Here is a 14101-nt window from a genome sequence, read left to right as displayed (position 1 = left end):
AGACTACGTGGCTAACTGCCGACCAGTGGCACGGTAACGGTGGTCGCGTAGTTGATCGGGTAGGCGTTGAAATATGGGAAATCTATCACGAACGCATAGGCAGCGGTCAGGTGCGCCATGCGAAAGCCGCCGCTCGCCGGGTCGGTGGCGATCGTGACGTTCACATTCCTCAGACCCAGCGCAAGCAGTTTCTGCGTCGCGATCGCCTGGATGTCGGCCTGGGTCAGCGTGTTGTTAAGCTGCAGGGACCGTGCGGACGCCTCCAGCGTGTAACGAACGCTGGAAGCCGAATTCATAGACCAGCCGAAGGCGAAGATTCCGAATAGCAGCATGATAAGGAACGGTGCGATCAGCGCGAATTCGAGCGCGGCTCCGCCCGATCGATCGGCCCTGAAGCCTCCCGCATTACCGAACACGGATCAGCTCCTGCTGGCCGATCGTGCTGGGGGCGGAAAAGACGCCGAAGGTGAAGGGCGGAGTCCACGTCGCCGATGCGTCGATCTGGACAAAGACCGACGGTGCCTTCGGCCCGCTGCACAAGGTCGAGGCGACGACCACGGTCGTCCCGCATTTGTAGATCCGACTCAGCGTAACCTGACCGTCGTCCGGCATCCTCTCCCAGTTCGCCAGTGCCGCGGCCCGCGTCGCGCTGTCGTCGGCGGAGCCCGCCAAGACCATGTTCGCTGCCGTCTTCACGCCGGCGCGCATCGACAGCGAACTCGTGACGTATGACCAGCCGTCGGCGATGCCGAGCAGTACCAGACACAGGATCGGCAGGACCATCGCGAACTCAACCGCGGCACCGCCCGCGTCTTCGCGAATGGCTGAGGTCAATCGATAGGCCCCGCGCTTCATTCGACAATCGCCACTGACGCCGCCGCGGGAATGTCCTTCATTCCCAGACTCGAGCAGTCCTGGTTGATCGTGGAATTGCCAGACCACTGGATAGTGTCGGCCACAATCTGCGTGCAGCCATTCTTGCCTGAGAAGTTGCCGAGGTAGTTGACCTGCTGCTTGGGGAAATAGATGGCGCCGGTCAGCAAGGATGTTGCCGTACCGTTGAAGGTGCTCTGCGCCGCCGCGCCTGTCCTGTCGCCGTAGAACAGCATGCCGGAATAGGTGCCCGACTGCGGCGCGCTGAGCGTCACGTTGGCGTTTCCGTTCATGCTGACGGTGCTGCTGCCGGCCATGAAGATGGTTACGCCGTCGCCCTGGATGACCGCGCCCGCGTTGATTTTCAAATTGCCCTGCACGACATAGACGCCGGGCGAAAGCGTGACATTGCCGGAGAGGTCCATGCCACTGCAATAAGTCCCGGGCTGGATTGTTTGCGTTGTCTTATTGCCTTTGAGATTCTGGCATGGGTTGCTGGCGGCGGGCGCTGGCACGCTGGCGAACGGATCGGATACGGGCAAGGCCTGGGTGATCGGAGAGTTGCAGACCGTCGTCACCGGATTGTTCAGCACGACGCCGCCCGCCGATATCAGGCAATCGACCTGGAGGGCCGCCGAGCCCTGAAGCCGGATGGCGTCCGGGGCGATCGAATTGGACGTCACCACGCAACCAGTGACCTTCACGCTGGTATTGCCGGAAAACAATACAGCCTGCGAGGCGGTCGGATCGAGCGCGGTCATGCAGGCCTTCGAGGCGTTGGTGATGAGCGCCACCGCCCTCGCCCGCTCCGGCACCTTGCCCTGCGTGAAGACGGAGGTGAACATCCGGTCGAGGTTCTGGTCGAGGATCACCTCGACCGCCTTTTTGGCAGCATTCGGCCCTGATGTCGGTGGCGTGTTGACGACGATGGTGCCGTTCCCGAGGCCGTTGTCGGTCGCCGACTGGGTCGCGGCCGCCGTGATCGATGCCGTGTCGGACCCCGCGAGCTTTTCCAGCGCACCGGCATAGGCGGCCGCGTCGGCCGTGGCCTGCAGTTTTAGGCTGCTGTAATACCAGTAGGAGGTCTCGACGCCGAAACCCGCCGCACCGACGACGATCGGCAAGGCTAGGGCGAAGATCGTGGCGACATTCGCGTTCCTACCCCGGCGGATGCCGTCCGCCAGGTGCCGAATCCGGGTGAAGCAGTTGAAGCCCATAGCATAAATTAGTAAGCACGCATGTATGAAGGAACGGCTAAAAAGTTCGGTCGATTTTTGGTGAGGATGTACAATCGCCTCGACAAGGCCGACAGGCAGGCATCATCGCGGCCGATTGGACCGCGGCAACCAAAGGCCCCGTAGGAGCGCATAGCCGGCTGACAATAATTTTTTCAGGCGGACAGGCTTGGCGTCGCCTCGACCGTCGGGGCAGCCAAAAGCTCGCGCTGCACGGCTAGGAAGAACCTGCGAACTTCGTCACTGGCTGCCGTTCTGTCCCTGCCGGATCCGACCACGAAATCGAGCAGCTCCGCCGCTTTTGCCTTCCAGAACGAGGTGGCGGTCTCGCCATGCAGATTGCCGAGCTTGGCGGCAACTTCCCTGACCAGGAACAGCTGACGATCGATCGGGAACGCACGGACTTTTTCTGGGGACATCTTCCGAACCATGAGACTGACGCAACGAATCAACCATTGCAGAACAAGCAATGGCTAACCGCGAAGGTGGAAACGGAAGCTTAACGGCGCCGGCTGATGCATCACCGCACGCGAATTGTCAGGCGCACTCGAAGCTGAACGGGTTCTCCCCATTCGAAGCGGCCTTCAGGCTTGCAGTGCGCTCGCCTCGCCGCCGCGCTTGCGTGGCGCCATCATGTCGCCGGCCATCACTCCGGTGACGCGGCAGAACGCCATGAATGCCCGGCAGGCGTCTTCGGTCTTGACCACATCCACGGTCGCGCCAAAACAGGCATTGAAGGCTTTCTGATACACCGGTCCCTGCCGGCGTGCCGGCCAGTCCTGCAGAAAATCGAGCGCCTGTTCGACGCTGTAGATTTCCTCGACGGGCAAGCCTGGGCCTGGTGCGATGCGTACCGGCACCTCGAATTGCAATCTGTCCATCCGACATCTCCCGACCGGCATCGCCCAGCAACGCCGCTCGTCGTCAAAAGTTGCTTTGTCCGCTTTGTGCCGCGGAAATGTGTCGTCACTGCGGAAAGCTGCCTCCTTTGCCGCGGCTGGCAAAGGCAAGGCCTGCCGTCATCGGCCATTCGGCGCACCCGGTTGCATTGGATTGATCCGAAAAACGACGCGCCGCACCACCAATGCGCGGCCCTCGACCGCCGCACGGGTCGCGACGCGAAATAGTTTGGAATGGGGATGAACGTGCGGTCCAGGATCGCCTCGGCGAGCGAAAATCCGGGCGGCTCGGGCCACATCAGGCAGTTCGTCCTTGAACCTTTCGCCCCCAAGTGCCAAATCTGATGGCATCTTCGCGCCTGCGCTCCTGCGGCGCGCCACCTTCTATACGGACAAAATGGTCACCTATCTCGACGCCGCCACGGCACCGCTCAGAAACACCGGCCAGATCCGCCTCTATGGCGAGGAAGGCTTTGCCGGCATGCGCAAGGCATGCGACCTCACCGCGCGCTGCCTGGACGAACTGGCGCCGATGGTCGGCCCCGGGGTCACCACCGACACCATCGACCGCTTCGTCTTCGAATTCGGCATGGACCACGGCGCACTGCCGGCCACGCTCAACTATCGCGGTTACACGAAATCGTCCTGCACCTCGATCAACCATGTCGTCTGTCACGGCATTCCCGACAACAAGCCGCTGAAGGATGGCGATATCGTCAACATCGACGTGACCTACATCCTCGATGGCTGGCACGGCGATTCCTCGCGCATGTATCCGGTCGGCACGATCAAGCGGGCTGCCGAACGCCTGCTCGAGGTCACCCACGAATGCCTGATGCGCGGCATCGCCGCCGTCAGGCCAGGAGCGCGTACCGGTGCCATCGGCGCTGCCATCCAGACTTACGCCGAAGCCGAGCGCTGCTCGGTGGTGCGCGATTTCTGCGGCCACGGCGTCGGCCAGCTCTTCCACGACGCACCCAACATCCTGCACTACGGCAATGCCAATGAAGGAGTGGAAATGCGCCCCGGCATGATCTTCACCATCGAGCCGATGATCAACCTCGGCCGGCCGCATGTGAAGGTTCTGTCGGATGGCTGGACGGCAGTGACACGTGACCGCTCGCTGTCGGCGCAATATGAGCACACGATCGGCGTGACCGACGCCGGCTGCGAGATTTTCACACTGTCGCCCAAAAAGCTCGACCGTCCCGGCTTGCCGGCTTAGCAGGCCGCAGCGAGGTCTTGGCCTCTATTGCCTGAGTCCGCTCGGTCAATAGCGGCCTATTTCCAGCGTTTGCGTGGCCGCCAGTCTTCGTCCTCGTCCTGGTCTCGGAACCACCGCATTATTTCCCGGCAACTGCGCGGACGGCCATCGCTGACCCTGCCATCGGTGCAGGGATCATAGCGTTCGCGCGGGTAATAGTCGTGACGCTCCCGATAACGCTCCCGCCGATCCAGCATGCGCAGGAGCTCCCGGCAGTTATGCGGCCTCCCGTCGCTGTAACGGCCGTCCGTGCAGGGATCATCATATCGGATCAAATGGATCGGCAGGTTCCGACCAGGACGGCTACCGGCGGATACGGCATCGATCACCGGGGCAGCCATTGCGGGACTGAAGCTCAAAAGCAGCCCGGCTGACAGCAGGATACGAATGAGCCTGGGCATCTTGGTTGTCTCCGAATGTGGCGTCATCAACGACGACACCGCGAACTTGCGCCACTCCCATTGCCGCAACATTGCGCGAAAGGCGGAGCCGCTCATTCCTTGCCGCCGAAAAGACCTCGACCGCCCTTACCCGCCGTCCTAGTATTTCGCGGGGATCAGCGATCATTGCCAGCTGCGGGCTGGATATGGGCGGCACATGGCGACACAAGGCGACGATGACGAGCGGAGTTTTTTCTCCGAGGTGCCGGTGCGGCCGGCGGCGAGAGCCAAGGCGGCAATCGATGAAAAGCCGCATTATCTCGGCCATCGCGATCGTCTGCGCGAGCGCTTTGCCTCGGCCGGTCCGGATGCCTTGCCCGACTATGAGCTTCTGGAGCTCCTGCTCTTCCGCCTGATCCCGCGCGCCGACACCAAGCCGGTCGCCAAGGCGCTGCTGGTCCGCTTCGGCACCCTGGCCGAAGTGCTTGGCGCGCCCGTCGGCCTGTTGCAGGAGGTCAAGGGCATCGGACCGACCGTAGCGCTCGAGCTGAAGGTCGTCGCGGCGACCGCACAGCGCATGGCGCGCGGCGAGGTCCATGGCCGCGAAGTGCTGGCCTCATGGCAACAGCTTCTCGACTATTGCCGCTCGGCCATGGCGTTCGAGGCGCGCGAGCAGTTCCGCATCCTGTTTCTGGACAAGAAGAACGCGCTGATATCAGACGAGGTGCAGCAGACAGGCACGGTCGACCACACGCCCGTCTATCCCCGAGAAGTGGTCAAGCGCGCGCTCGAACTGTCGGCCACCGCGATCATCCTGGTCCACAACCACCCCTCCGGCGACCCGACGCCATCGCGCGCCGATATCGAGATGACGAAAGAGATCATCGAAGCAGCCAAGCGGCTGGGTATTTCCGTCCACGACCACATCATCATCGGGCGAAAGGGCTATTCCAGCATGAAGGGGTTGTTGCTGATCTAGGCCGTGGTAACGATTTAGCTATTTGAGCCAGATAGCGATAGCGGCGAGTTTGACGAAGCCCATGAAGTTGGCGAGCAGTTTGTCGATGGTGAGCACCTCCGGTAACAATTAACGGGCTCTTCCCATTCAACGGGACATGCTTTTGATCATGCTCCGTTGATCAGCGTTTTGAAAACTCCGTCACGATATCCAGAAATAGCTGGTCACTGGCAGGCAATGCGGGTCCGCGCCAGGCCGCAGCCAATGGCAAGGAGGGTGGATCCGGGACAACCGGGCGGAACGTCACGCCGGGCCGCGCCACCTTCGCGATGCCCGCGGTCACGAAACCAAGACCCGCACCGGCGACCACCAGCCCTGTCAGCGTCGTCATGGGTGTCACCTCCTGGACGATTCTCGGACTGATGCCCTCGGCTTGGAACAGGGCAATGACGCGGTCGTAGATGCTGGGGCCGATGCTGCGCGGCGCTAGCAGGAATGGCTCCCCCTCCAGATCGGCGATCCTGATCGCCGGTTGGTCGGCAAGCCGGTGTGTCGCCGGCAGCGCCAGGAAAAGGGCTTCGTCGGGCAAATCGAGAACGACGAGGTCCGGCGCGGAAAGCGGCGGATGGAGGACGCCCAGATCGATCTCGCCGGCCGACAAGGCGGCTTCCAGCGATGGTGAATTCATTTCGATGAGGTCCACCTCGACATCCGGATAGCGCCGGTCTTGCGGTTTTTCGCGTCATCAAGGGCGACCGGCCGGCACTAAAGCAAATCGGGCGCATCCCTTTGCCCCACGGCGTCCACCATGTCGATCTGGCACGGTAGGGGCAAGCGCGAAGGAATTTTTCGGATCAATCTTCCGGTGGCGACAGCCCAAAAGGCTGCCCCTTTTCGCAATCACGGCGGATCGGTCTTGCAACTGCCTGCAATCTGGCTGACCGCCTCACCGAAGCCGGCCAGGTCGAAATCGGCCTGACCGCGCCCGGACAGCAGTCCGAAGCGCCACGATAGAAGCAGGCGGTTTGCCGGAACCAGGCGCTTGATGCCATCGGCGCCGTCGCGCATCAATAGCCTGCCGCGTGTACCGACGGACCAGCTCTCTTCGAATTTGCTGTCCCTGTCGATCGTGACCGACATGGTGATTCTTCGGCTGGCGGAGACCGCGTCGTTCAATTGCAGCCATTCGGTCCAGGCCGGCTCGCCGTCCGCGCGGCAGGCAATGGTCAGCACCGGGCTGTAGCTCAGCGCGCCGCCCCCGGTGATCAGCTTGTTGGTGGCATAGACCGACGCGGTGACGAGGCCGTCATTGCCGGTGGCGAAACGCCAATTGTCCGTGCCGGCCCCGGCAGCGCCGAAGGCCAAGGCAAGGAAAAGCACCGTGGCGGCGGCGCGCCTCATTTCCACGAACACCCGCAACGACATCACCAATTACCTCTGGTCTTCCAACCAACCAGATAATGATCAAGGCTTCGTACCGCCACCGGTGCCCATCAAGAACGAATCCGATGTTGCAGTTTCGCAACGAAAAAGGCCGCCCGGAGGCGGCCTTTCGAAATCCGTTGGAACGTCCGGTCTATTCGGCGTCCTTGGCCGCCTTTTTCTTCGGTGCGGCCTTCTTCTTCGGCTCTTCCGCGTCGTCGGCTTTCTTGTCGTCAGCCTTCTTCGCGGTGGCCTTCTTGGCCGGCTTCGCCTTGGTCGCGGTTTCGGCCTCCTCGTCGTCGGCCATCAGCTCTTCCTTGCTGACCTTGACGTCGGTGACCGAGATCTGCTCGAGCAGGTGGTCGACGACCTTCTCCTCGAACATCGGCGCCCTGAGCGCGTTGAGCGCCTCGGGGTTGCTGCGGTAGAACTCGAAGGCTTCCTGCTGCTGGTTGGCCGGGAAGCGGCGAACCTGCTCGAACAGGCCGCGCTGCAGTTCCTCGTCCGACACGGTGACGCCGGCCTTCTCGCCGATCTCGGCCAGCACGAGGCCAAGGCGCACGCGGCGCTCGGCAAGGCGCATATATTCGGCGCGCGCCTCTTCCTCGGTCGTTTCTTCGTCGGCAAAGGTGCGGCCGGCGGCTTCCAGGTCACGGTTGACCTGTGCCCAGATGTTGTTGAATTCCGCCTCGACGAGCTTCGACGGCGCTTCGAACGAATAGGCAGCATCGAGCTGGTCGAGCAACTGGCGCTTCACCTTCTGGCGCGTCATCGAGCCGAACTGGTTCTCGATCTGGCCGCGCACGATGTCACGCAGGCGCTCGAGCGATTCCAGGCCAAGGTTCTTGGCGGTCTCGTCGTTGATTTCCAGTTCGCCGGGCTTCGACACTTCCTTGACGGTGACGTCGAAGGTCGCTTCCTTGCCGGCCAGATGCGCCGCCTGGTAGTTTTCCGGGAACGTTACGGTGACCTGCTTCTCGTCGCCGGCCTTGGTGCCGATCAGCTGTTCCTCGAAGCCCGGAATGAATTCCTTGGAGCCCAGCACCAGCGGCTGGTCGTTGCCGGCGCCGCCAGCGAAAGCCTCGCCGGCGATCTTGCCGACATAGTCGATCGAGACGCGGTCGCCCTCTGCGGCCTTGCCGGTCTTCGGCTCGTAGCTGCGTGCCGATTCGGCGACGCGCTTGACCTGGTCGTCGATTTCCGAATCCGGAACGTCGAACACCTGGCGTGTCACCTTGATGTCGGAGAAATCCTTGATTTCGATCGCCGGAATGACCTCGTAGTTGAGGCGGAACTCGAAGTCGGCGCCGCCGGCCAGGATCTTCTCGGCTTCCTTCTCGTCCTCGGTCATGATGACCTCGGGCTGCATGGCGGCCTTTTCGCCGCGCCCGGTGATGATCGAACGGGTCGAGTCGTTGAGGATCTCGTTGACCACTTCGGCCATGAACGACTTGCCATAGACCTTGCGCAGGTGCTGCACCGGCACCTTGCCCGGACGGAAGCCGTTGATGCGAACCTTGTTGCGGGCGTCCGACAGCCGCGCCATCAGCTTGGCCTCCATGTCACCGGCCGGCACGGTGATCTTGATCTCGCGCTTGAGACCGGAATTGAGTGTTTCGGTGACCTGCATCGTAAAACCTTTGTTTTCACCAATGAGGCTGCCAAACGGCTCCCTGCCGTTTACAGCCTGCCGGTAATTCTTGCCGGGAATGGCTTTTGGTACGGAACCTGGCGATTTGACCGGAAATGCGGCTCAAACTCTCCCAAACTGCGTTCCAAAATGTGAATAAGTTCTTGTTTTTCCTACTTCTTATCACATCTTGTAGAAGCGGATCGTCGCGTCCCGTCACATTTGACACGCCTTTTGTCACAGGCGAGCCCAATTTTCAACAGTCTTCGCGTTTAGGCGAATAACCACATTTCGGCCCTGACCCGACATGTTGTCTCCGACATTGACAGAATGATGGCTACATGGGATTGCCGGGTCACGCGGGTATGGCGGAACTGGTAGACGCACCAGATTTAGGTTCTGGCGAGAGATCGTGGGGGTTCGAGTCCCTCTACCCGCACCACTGCCGGTGTGAAACGATGAAGCAGACCTGCCCCATACATCTTGGTGGCGCGCTCCTGGTCCTTCTCCCGCTTGGGATTGACCCGGGGCGAAATCTACCGGTAACTGTCCGGGTCCTTGGCCTTATCGGTCTGGCAATTGACCTTACGCTGAACGGCCTTGCGATAAGCGTCTTCAAACACGCGGATTGCCCTCTCGAACTTGGCCTGATTGGGCGCCAAGTGTCTATCTAGCCCGTGATACAAAAGGATGGAGACAGCCATCATGGCTTTTCCACTTTCGCTTGGCCTCAGCGCCGGGCACCTTTTCAATACACCATAGATGTTTCCTGAAATTGCCGCGGCCCGATGCAATTTTCCATCTGACATACGAGCCAAGTAACTGATGTTTTGCTCCTCCTGCCCGGCTGAAGCAGTCGAAGATGTGAAGCAGATTCCTGCGATGAGTATTATCAAAATCCGGTTCAAGCGTTTCCCCCTCTATTGCAGCCAAACCGCCCCTGGCAATCAACAGCTATCATAAGCTACCCCCAGCCTCCAAAGCCTGCCAGCGGCGAACATTCTCGCTATTCCGGCGGCTCACCTGTATATTTCCGACACTGATGGCGGCATGTGTACGGGTGGCAAAATCAAGAGCGCGGTTTTCGAGTGTCACGACAGCTTCGATTGTTAGCGGTCAACCGACTTTGGCAGGTTGCTGCTGCTTCTAGAAAAGCGGCTCCTCGAACAGCGTCTTGTCGCCATCCACCAGCGCCTTGATCTGCGCCGTGCCATCGGCGGCGAGCGCCAGCTTGATGCCGAACGGCCGCGCCCGCATGTCGTTCTGGATCGCCAGCCCCTCGCCTTCCGGCAGATAGAAGCGTTCGATGCCGTAATCCGGCGCGATCGTCATGCCTTCGCCGCGAAGGTCCCAACCGGCGGCGACATGGCCCGAAATGTCGGCCTCCTCTGCACCGGCCGGCGCCGGCGCCTTGCCGAACCAGGCTGTGGTCGGGGTCCAGTACCCATCGGCGCCCTTCTTCAGCCGGACCACGATCGGCGTGTCGTCGCTCGAGAATTTGCCCTCGGGAATGTTAGCGATCATCTTCACCGGCATGCGCGAGATGTCATAGCCGAGGATGATATAGTCGCCGCGCAAGAGATCATGAGGGTCGACCGGTTCGATCTTCAACAGCACTTCCTTGCCGTTGCGCAGGATCGCCGCCCGTCCGGCGATGATCCAGCTCAGGAATCCGATCTGGACGAGCGCCAGCACGAGTGCCGCGATGACAAGCCTCTTTCCAGTCATCATGCCGTGGCTCCCGCGGTGACTGGACCCTTCATGCGTTTTTCGACGCGGATGATGACGATCGCAAGCGCGCCGAGGAGCACCGCGGCGGCCAGGAAGAAGCCGGCCGTATCGAGCATCGACTGCAAGGTCACGACATAGATGACGGCGAGTTCGAAGGCGAAGCCGAGATAGGCGAGCCAGCGCAGCCCCCGGCTCTCACGCCCTGCGAACACGATAGCCGCGACGATGCCGGCGAGAGCTACGACCGAGGCAATGGCGAAGCCGCTGTTGTAGGTGCTTTCGTCAGCCAGTTCGAACTGGATGATGGCCAGGCCGGTGAGGAAGCCCAGCAATGCGTGCAACGGCAAGTGGCCGCCGAGTTGCACGATCCTGTCGACAGGTTCCGTTGCAAAGACGGTGGCAGCGAAAAGCACGACAGAGACAATGACCAGCGGGATCGCTACCGGCAGCGTCTCGTGGTCCATCGCCAGCAATACGAGATAGAAGAGCAGCGACAGGATGATCAGGTGCCGCGCTGGCTGGCTGCGGGTCCAGAACGAGACGGCAAACAGCACGACCGCCATGACGACGAAGGCATGCGGAAATTCGCTACGGCTGTAATAGTCGAACCCTTTCAGGAACAGCCAGGCGTCGGCGATACCGACCGCTGCCACGGTCAGCGGGTTGGAGCGCAGCGCTACCGCCGCCAGCGCCGTACCGCCGCCCCAGGTGACCAGCGCGGAAGCCTCGTCGCCGGACAAATGGTACATCTGGCCGATCAGCGCGATCGAGCCGCCGAACGCGGCCGCGGCAATGATCCACAGCGCTTCGCCGATTGCCGCGTGGTCGCGCGTCTTCAGCACCGCGCCGCCGACATAGCCGCCGAGAATGACGGCAAAGAGTGCTGTCACCCGCGCCAGGCGCGGGATCGCATCCCAGTTGGCAGCGACGAAGATCAGGACGGCCGCTCCAAAGAGAAGGGCCGCCAGCATTGCGAGGATCGAGCCGAAGCTGAGCGACTGGCGTGCGTTGACCTCGACGTCGCGCCTCAGCACATCAGCCGTCGAGGCGTCGATCAGTCCGGCCTGCCGCCATCGCTCGATGTCGGCACTGATCCGTGTCGAATACCCCGCCATGTCCTCTCTCCCCCACCCGGTCGCCATTTTAGCCGACGCAGCCAAACCGTTGACGTCACGGCACTTTCTGATTCTGGCTTCTTTGTGTCAGGTCCGTGAAGCCGCGTTAATGTTGCATTGCACAATTTGCATTGCTGCCATGCAGCCATAGCGCTTTTAAATCGATATGGGTCCCCCTATTTATGGTTCGTACACAAACGGAATGATCCGCAAGAAAGACGAAACGAGAACTACCATGAACTTGATCCGCAACTACCGCAACTGGCGCCGCTACCGGGACACCGTTTCCGAGCTGAGCCGCCTGAGCAACCGTGAACTGACCGACCTCGGCATCAGCCGCAGCGACATTCCTTACGTCGCTCGCAAGGCGGTCTAATTCTTCGGACCGCGAATGGTCCGAATCAGTTTTGAGAAGAGCATGACAATGAACCTGATCCGCAACTATCGTAACTGGCGCGTTTATCGCGAGACGGTTACCGAGCTGGGTCGCCTTTCGAACCGCCAGCTGCATGATCTCGGTATCGTCCGCGACGAAATCAAGATCGTCGCCCGCAAGGCGATCTAAACGACGGAATTTCGTCCGGGTCGACCTCCTCCCCGACCTCGACGAATACGGTTAGCCCTTACCTCCTCCCAAGGGTTGACCACCAAAACGGCGCCCGCCGCACCTCCTCCCGCGGCGGGCGTTGTTCCCCAAAAAGGGTTTTGCCCCTTTTGAAAGATAGCAAAAGAGATTTCGTCAAAGCCGACCTCCTCCCCGGCAATGACGAATAGGTCCAACCTTCACCTCCTCCCGAGGGTTGGCCACCCAAACGGCGCCCGCCGCACCTCCTCCCGCGGCGGGCGTTGTTTCCCCAGGGCAAAACGAATTTTGCCCCAGAGGCTTCGCCCTCTTTAAAGATGCGAAAAGAATTTCGTCTGAGCCGACCTCCTCCCCGGCGATGACGAATATGGTCGGCCTTCACCTCCTCCCGAGGGTCGACCCCCAAAACGACACCCGCCGGACCTCCTCCCCCGGCGGGTGTTGTTGTTTTCAGGGGCGGGCTTTCCCGACCAGGCGTTTCGCGCGCGCGACAATTGCAATCGCCGCGGCAAGCGATTATTCCGGCGCCATGAGCAAAAATCCCATCCATATCATCGGCGGCGGGCTCGCCGGTTCCGAAGCGGCATGGCAGGCCGCCGAGGCCGGCGTGCCCGTCATCCTGCATGAAATGCGCCCGGTTCGCGGCACCGACGCCCACAAGACCGATGGCCTGGCCGAACTCGTCTGTTCCAATTCCTTCCGCTCCGACGACGCCGAAAACAACGCCGTCGGCCTGCTGCATGCCGAAATGCGGCTGGCCGGCTCGCTGATCATGAGCGCCGGCGACGCCAACCAGGTGCCGGCCGGCGGCGCGCTGGCCGTCGACCGCGACGGTTTTTCCGATGCGGTGACGAAAAAGCTTGAAGCACATCCGCTGATCACCATCGAGCGCGAGGAAGTTCCCGGCCTGCCACCGGCGGAGTGGGATCAGGCGATCATCGCCACCGGGCCATTGACCGCGCCCTCCCTTGCCCAATCGATCGCCGAGGCGACCGGCGCCGACGCGCTGGCCTTCTTCGATGCCATTGCGCCGATCATCCATTTCGACACGATCGACATGGACACCTGCTGGTTCCAGTCGCGCTACGACAAGGTCGGGCCTGGCGGCACCGGCAAGGACTACATCAACTGTCCGATGGACAAGGAGCAATATTTCGCCTTCGTGCAGGCCCTGGTCGACGGCCAGAAGACGGAGTTCAAGCAGTGGGAAGGCACGCCCTATTTCGACGGTTGCCTGCCGATCGAGATCATGGCCGAACGCGGCGTCGAGACGCTGCGCTACGGACCGATGAAGCCGATGGGCCTGACCAATGCGCACAACCCGACGGTGAAGGCCTATGCCGTCGTCCAGCTGCGCCAGGACAACGCGCTGGGCACGCTCTACAACATGGTCGGCTTCCAGACCAAATTGAAGCATGCCGAGCAGGTGCGCATCTTCCGCACCATTCCGGGCCTCGAAAACGCTGACTTCGCCCGTCTCGGCGGCCTGCACCGCAACACCTACATCAACTCGCCGACCTTGCTCGACGGCTCGCTGCAGCTGAAGTCGCGGCCGGGCCTGCGCTTTGCCGGCCAGATCACCGGTTGCGAGGGCTATGTCGAGAGCGCCGCGATCGGCCTGCTCGCCGGACGCTTCGCGGCCGCCGAGCGGCTTGGCCACGCACCGTCGCTGCCGCCGCTCACCACGGCGTTCGGCGCCCTGCTCAACCACATCACCGGCGGCCACATCGTCTCCGACGATGAGCCCGGCAAGCGTTCCTTCCAGCCGATGAATGTCAATTTCGGCCTGTTCCCACCGGCCGAAGCGCAGAAAGTCGAAGGCCGGCGCCTGCGCGGCAAGGACAAGACCATAGCCAAAAGGCATGCCATCACGTCGCGCGCGCGGGCCGATTGCCGGCAATGGCTGGGTTTGCCGGCGCCAACGGCTGAGGCGGCGGAATAACGGATTGCCGCATCTGTTGGATCAGAGTGATAAGTAGTATAGTATCCTACTTATCCTAGGAGCCGCACA

General features: G+C 61.7%; 17 protein-coding genes and 1 tRNA gene. 6 read left to right on the top strand and 12 right to left on the bottom strand.

What is annotated here, in order from left to right:
- Nucleotides 1–11: 11 nt before the first annotated feature.
- From LB536_RS03370 to LB536_RS03350, 5 genes are all read right to left on the bottom strand, one after another.
- Nucleotides 12–416, bottom strand: coding sequence for a TadE/TadG family type IV pilus assembly protein (locus LB536_RS03370; RefSeq protein ID WP_140760469.1), 405 nt, complete (start codon nt 414–416; stop codon nt 12–14).
- Nucleotides 406–855 (bottom strand): TadE/TadG family type IV pilus assembly protein, encoded by a 450-nt coding sequence (locus tag LB536_RS03365; protein ID WP_224590118.1) that lies wholly within the window; start codon nt 853–855, stop codon nt 406–408. Before LB536_RS03365 ends, LB536_RS03370 begins: the two co-directional genes overlap by 11 nt.
- The gene (locus tag LB536_RS03360) at nt 852–2090 is read right to left on the bottom strand and encodes a pilus assembly protein TadG-related protein (RefSeq protein WP_181178686.1); all 1239 of its coding nucleotides are present in this window, start codon (nt 2088–2090) and stop codon (nt 852–854) included. The genes LB536_RS03365 and LB536_RS03360 overlap by 4 nt, the downstream gene beginning before the upstream one ends.
- Before the next feature lie 173 nt (nt 2091–2263).
- The gene (locus LB536_RS03355; RefSeq protein ID WP_140760465.1) at nt 2264–2527 is read right to left on the bottom strand and encodes a DUF6074 family protein; all 264 of its coding nucleotides are present in this window, start codon (nt 2525–2527) and stop codon (nt 2264–2266) included.
- A 165-nt stretch (nt 2528–2692) separates the two neighbouring features.
- A complete protein-coding gene (locus tag LB536_RS03350) occupies nt 2693–2989 on the bottom strand; it encodes a DUF982 domain-containing protein (RefSeq protein ID WP_140808762.1) in 297 nt (98 codons plus the stop codon).
- A 415-nt stretch (nt 2990–3404) separates the two neighbouring features.
- Here LB536_RS03350 and map point away from each other — a divergent pair, with 415 nt between their 5' ends.
- Nucleotides 3405–4232 (top strand): type I methionyl aminopeptidase, encoded by an 828-nt coding sequence (map, locus tag LB536_RS03345; protein WP_224590349.1) that lies wholly within the window; start codon nt 3405–3407, stop codon nt 4230–4232.
- A 56-nt stretch (nt 4233–4288) separates the two neighbouring features.
- On the opposite strand, the gene LB536_RS03340 is transcribed toward map, so the two are convergent.
- Nucleotides 4289–4768, bottom strand: a complete 480-nt coding sequence (locus tag LB536_RS03340) for a hypothetical protein (RefSeq protein WP_224590117.1) — start codon at nt 4766–4768, stop codon at nt 4289–4291.
- A 100-nt stretch (nt 4769–4868) separates the two neighbouring features.
- Here LB536_RS03340 and radC point away from each other — a divergent pair, with 100 nt between their 5' ends.
- Nucleotides 4869–5630, top strand: a complete 762-nt coding sequence (gene radC, locus LB536_RS03335) for a RadC family protein (RefSeq protein ID WP_224590116.1) — start codon at nt 4869–4871, stop codon at nt 5628–5630.
- A 160-nt stretch (nt 5631–5790) separates the two neighbouring features.
- Here radC and LB536_RS03330 read toward each other — a convergent pair whose 3' ends face one another.
- From LB536_RS03330 to tig, 3 genes are all read right to left on the bottom strand, one after another.
- On the bottom strand, nt 5791–6312 hold the full coding sequence (locus LB536_RS03330; protein WP_224590115.1) for a LysR family substrate-binding domain-containing protein: 522 nt from the start codon (nt 6310–6312) through the stop codon (nt 5791–5793).
- Nucleotides 6313–6509: 197 nt separating this feature from the next.
- Nucleotides 6510–7034: a hypothetical protein gene (locus LB536_RS03325; protein WP_411966528.1), complete on the bottom strand. Its 525-nt coding sequence runs from the start codon at nt 7032–7034 to the stop codon at nt 6510–6512.
- A gap of 151 nt (nt 7035–7185) precedes the next feature.
- Nucleotides 7186–8661, bottom strand: a complete 1476-nt coding sequence (gene tig / locus LB536_RS03320; RefSeq protein ID WP_140761349.1) for a trigger factor — start codon at nt 8659–8661, stop codon at nt 7186–7188.
- Nucleotides 8662–9020: 359 nt separating this feature from the next.
- Here tig and LB536_RS03315 point away from each other — a divergent pair.
- Nucleotides 9021–9103, top strand: a tRNA-Leu gene (locus tag LB536_RS03315).
- Between the two features lie 94 nt (nt 9104–9197).
- Here LB536_RS03315 and LB536_RS03310 read toward each other — a convergent pair.
- From LB536_RS03310 to LB536_RS03300, 3 genes are all read right to left on the bottom strand, one after another.
- Nucleotides 9198–9569 carry a hypothetical protein gene (locus tag LB536_RS03310; protein ID WP_224590114.1) on the bottom strand — a complete coding sequence of 124 codons (372 nt, stop codon included), beginning with the start codon at nt 9567–9569 and terminating at the stop codon, nt 9198–9200.
- 238 nt (nt 9570–9807) lie between these two features.
- Nucleotides 9808–10392 (bottom strand): GDYXXLXY domain-containing protein, encoded by a 585-nt coding sequence (locus tag LB536_RS03305; protein ID WP_224590113.1) that lies wholly within the window; start codon nt 10390–10392, stop codon nt 9808–9810.
- Nucleotides 10389–11507: a DUF2157 domain-containing protein gene (locus LB536_RS03300; protein ID WP_224590112.1), complete on the bottom strand. Its 1119-nt coding sequence runs from the start codon at nt 11505–11507 to the stop codon at nt 10389–10391. Before LB536_RS03300 ends, LB536_RS03305 begins: the two co-directional genes overlap by 4 nt.
- 235 nt (nt 11508–11742) lie before the next feature.
- Between LB536_RS03300 and LB536_RS03295 the strand changes: the two genes are divergently transcribed.
- The 3 genes from LB536_RS03295 (at nt 11743) to trmFO (ending at nt 14032) form a co-directional block, all read left to right on the top strand.
- Nucleotides 11743–11883 (top strand): DUF1127 domain-containing protein, encoded by a 141-nt coding sequence (locus LB536_RS03295; RefSeq protein ID WP_013531315.1) that lies wholly within the window; start codon nt 11743–11745, stop codon nt 11881–11883.
- 48 nt (nt 11884–11931) lie between these two features.
- Nucleotides 11932–12072, top strand: coding sequence for a DUF1127 domain-containing protein (locus tag LB536_RS03290; protein ID WP_135904405.1), 141 nt, complete (start codon nt 11932–11934; stop codon nt 12070–12072).
- Nucleotides 12073–12619: 547 nt separating this feature from the next.
- Nucleotides 12620–14032 (top strand): methylenetetrahydrofolate--tRNA-(uracil(54)-C(5))-methyltransferase (FADH(2)-oxidizing) TrmFO, encoded by a 1413-nt coding sequence (gene trmFO / locus LB536_RS03285; RefSeq protein ID WP_224590111.1) that lies wholly within the window; start codon nt 12620–12622, stop codon nt 14030–14032.
- Nucleotides 14033–14101: the final 69 nt, after the last annotated feature.

The sequence above is a fragment of the Mesorhizobium sp. ES1-3 genome (assembly GCF_020164795.1).
Classification (GTDB): domain Bacteria; phylum Pseudomonadota; class Alphaproteobacteria; order Rhizobiales; family Rhizobiaceae; genus Mesorhizobium.
The sequence above is the reverse complement of the archived record's forward strand: the minus strand, read 5'-3'. Positions and strand labels throughout refer to the sequence as shown.

Coding starts and splice junctions, on each gene's coding strand:
- LB536_RS03365 (WP_224590118.1), bottom strand. CDS start 855: ATGAAGCGCGGGGCCTATCGATTGACCTCAGCCATTCGCGAAGACGCG.
- LB536_RS03340 (WP_224590117.1), bottom strand. CDS start 4,768: ATGAGCGGCTCCGCCTTTCGCGCAATGTTGCGGCAATGGGAGTGGCGC.
- LB536_RS03355 (WP_140760465.1), bottom strand. CDS start 2,527: ATGTCCCCAGAAAAAGTCCGTGCGTTCCCGATCGATCGTCAGCTGTTC.
- LB536_RS03295 (WP_013531315.1), top strand. CDS start 11,743: ATGAACTTGATCCGCAACTACCGCAACTGGCGCCGCTACCGGGACACC.
- LB536_RS03305 (WP_224590113.1), bottom strand. CDS start 10,392: ATGATGACTGGAAAGAGGCTTGTCATCGCGGCACTCGTGCTGGCGCTC.
- trmFO (WP_224590111.1), top strand. CDS start 12,620: ATGAGCAAAAATCCCATCCATATCATCGGCGGCGGGCTCGCCGGTTCC.
- radC (WP_224590116.1), top strand. CDS start 4,869: ATGGCGACACAAGGCGACGATGACGAGCGGAGTTTTTTCTCCGAGGTG.
- LB536_RS03350 (WP_140808762.1), bottom strand. CDS start 2,989: ATGGACAGATTGCAATTCGAGGTGCCGGTACGCATCGCACCAGGCCCA.
- LB536_RS03325 (WP_411966528.1), bottom strand. CDS start 7,034: ATGTCGTTGCGGGTGTTCGTGGAAATGAGGCGCGCCGCCGCCACGGTG.
- tig (WP_140761349.1), bottom strand. CDS start 8,661: ATGCAGGTCACCGAAACACTCAATTCCGGTCTCAAGCGCGAGATCAAG.
- LB536_RS03300 (WP_224590112.1), bottom strand. CDS start 11,507: ATGGCGGGGTATTCGACACGGATCAGTGCCGACATCGAGCGATGGCGG.
- LB536_RS03290 (WP_135904405.1), top strand. CDS start 11,932: ATGAACCTGATCCGCAACTATCGTAACTGGCGCGTTTATCGCGAGACG.
- map (WP_224590349.1), top strand. CDS start 3,405: ATGGTCACCTATCTCGACGCCGCCACGGCACCGCTCAGAAACACCGGC.
- LB536_RS03360 (WP_181178686.1), bottom strand. CDS start 2,090: ATGGGCTTCAACTGCTTCACCCGGATTCGGCACCTGGCGGACGGCATC.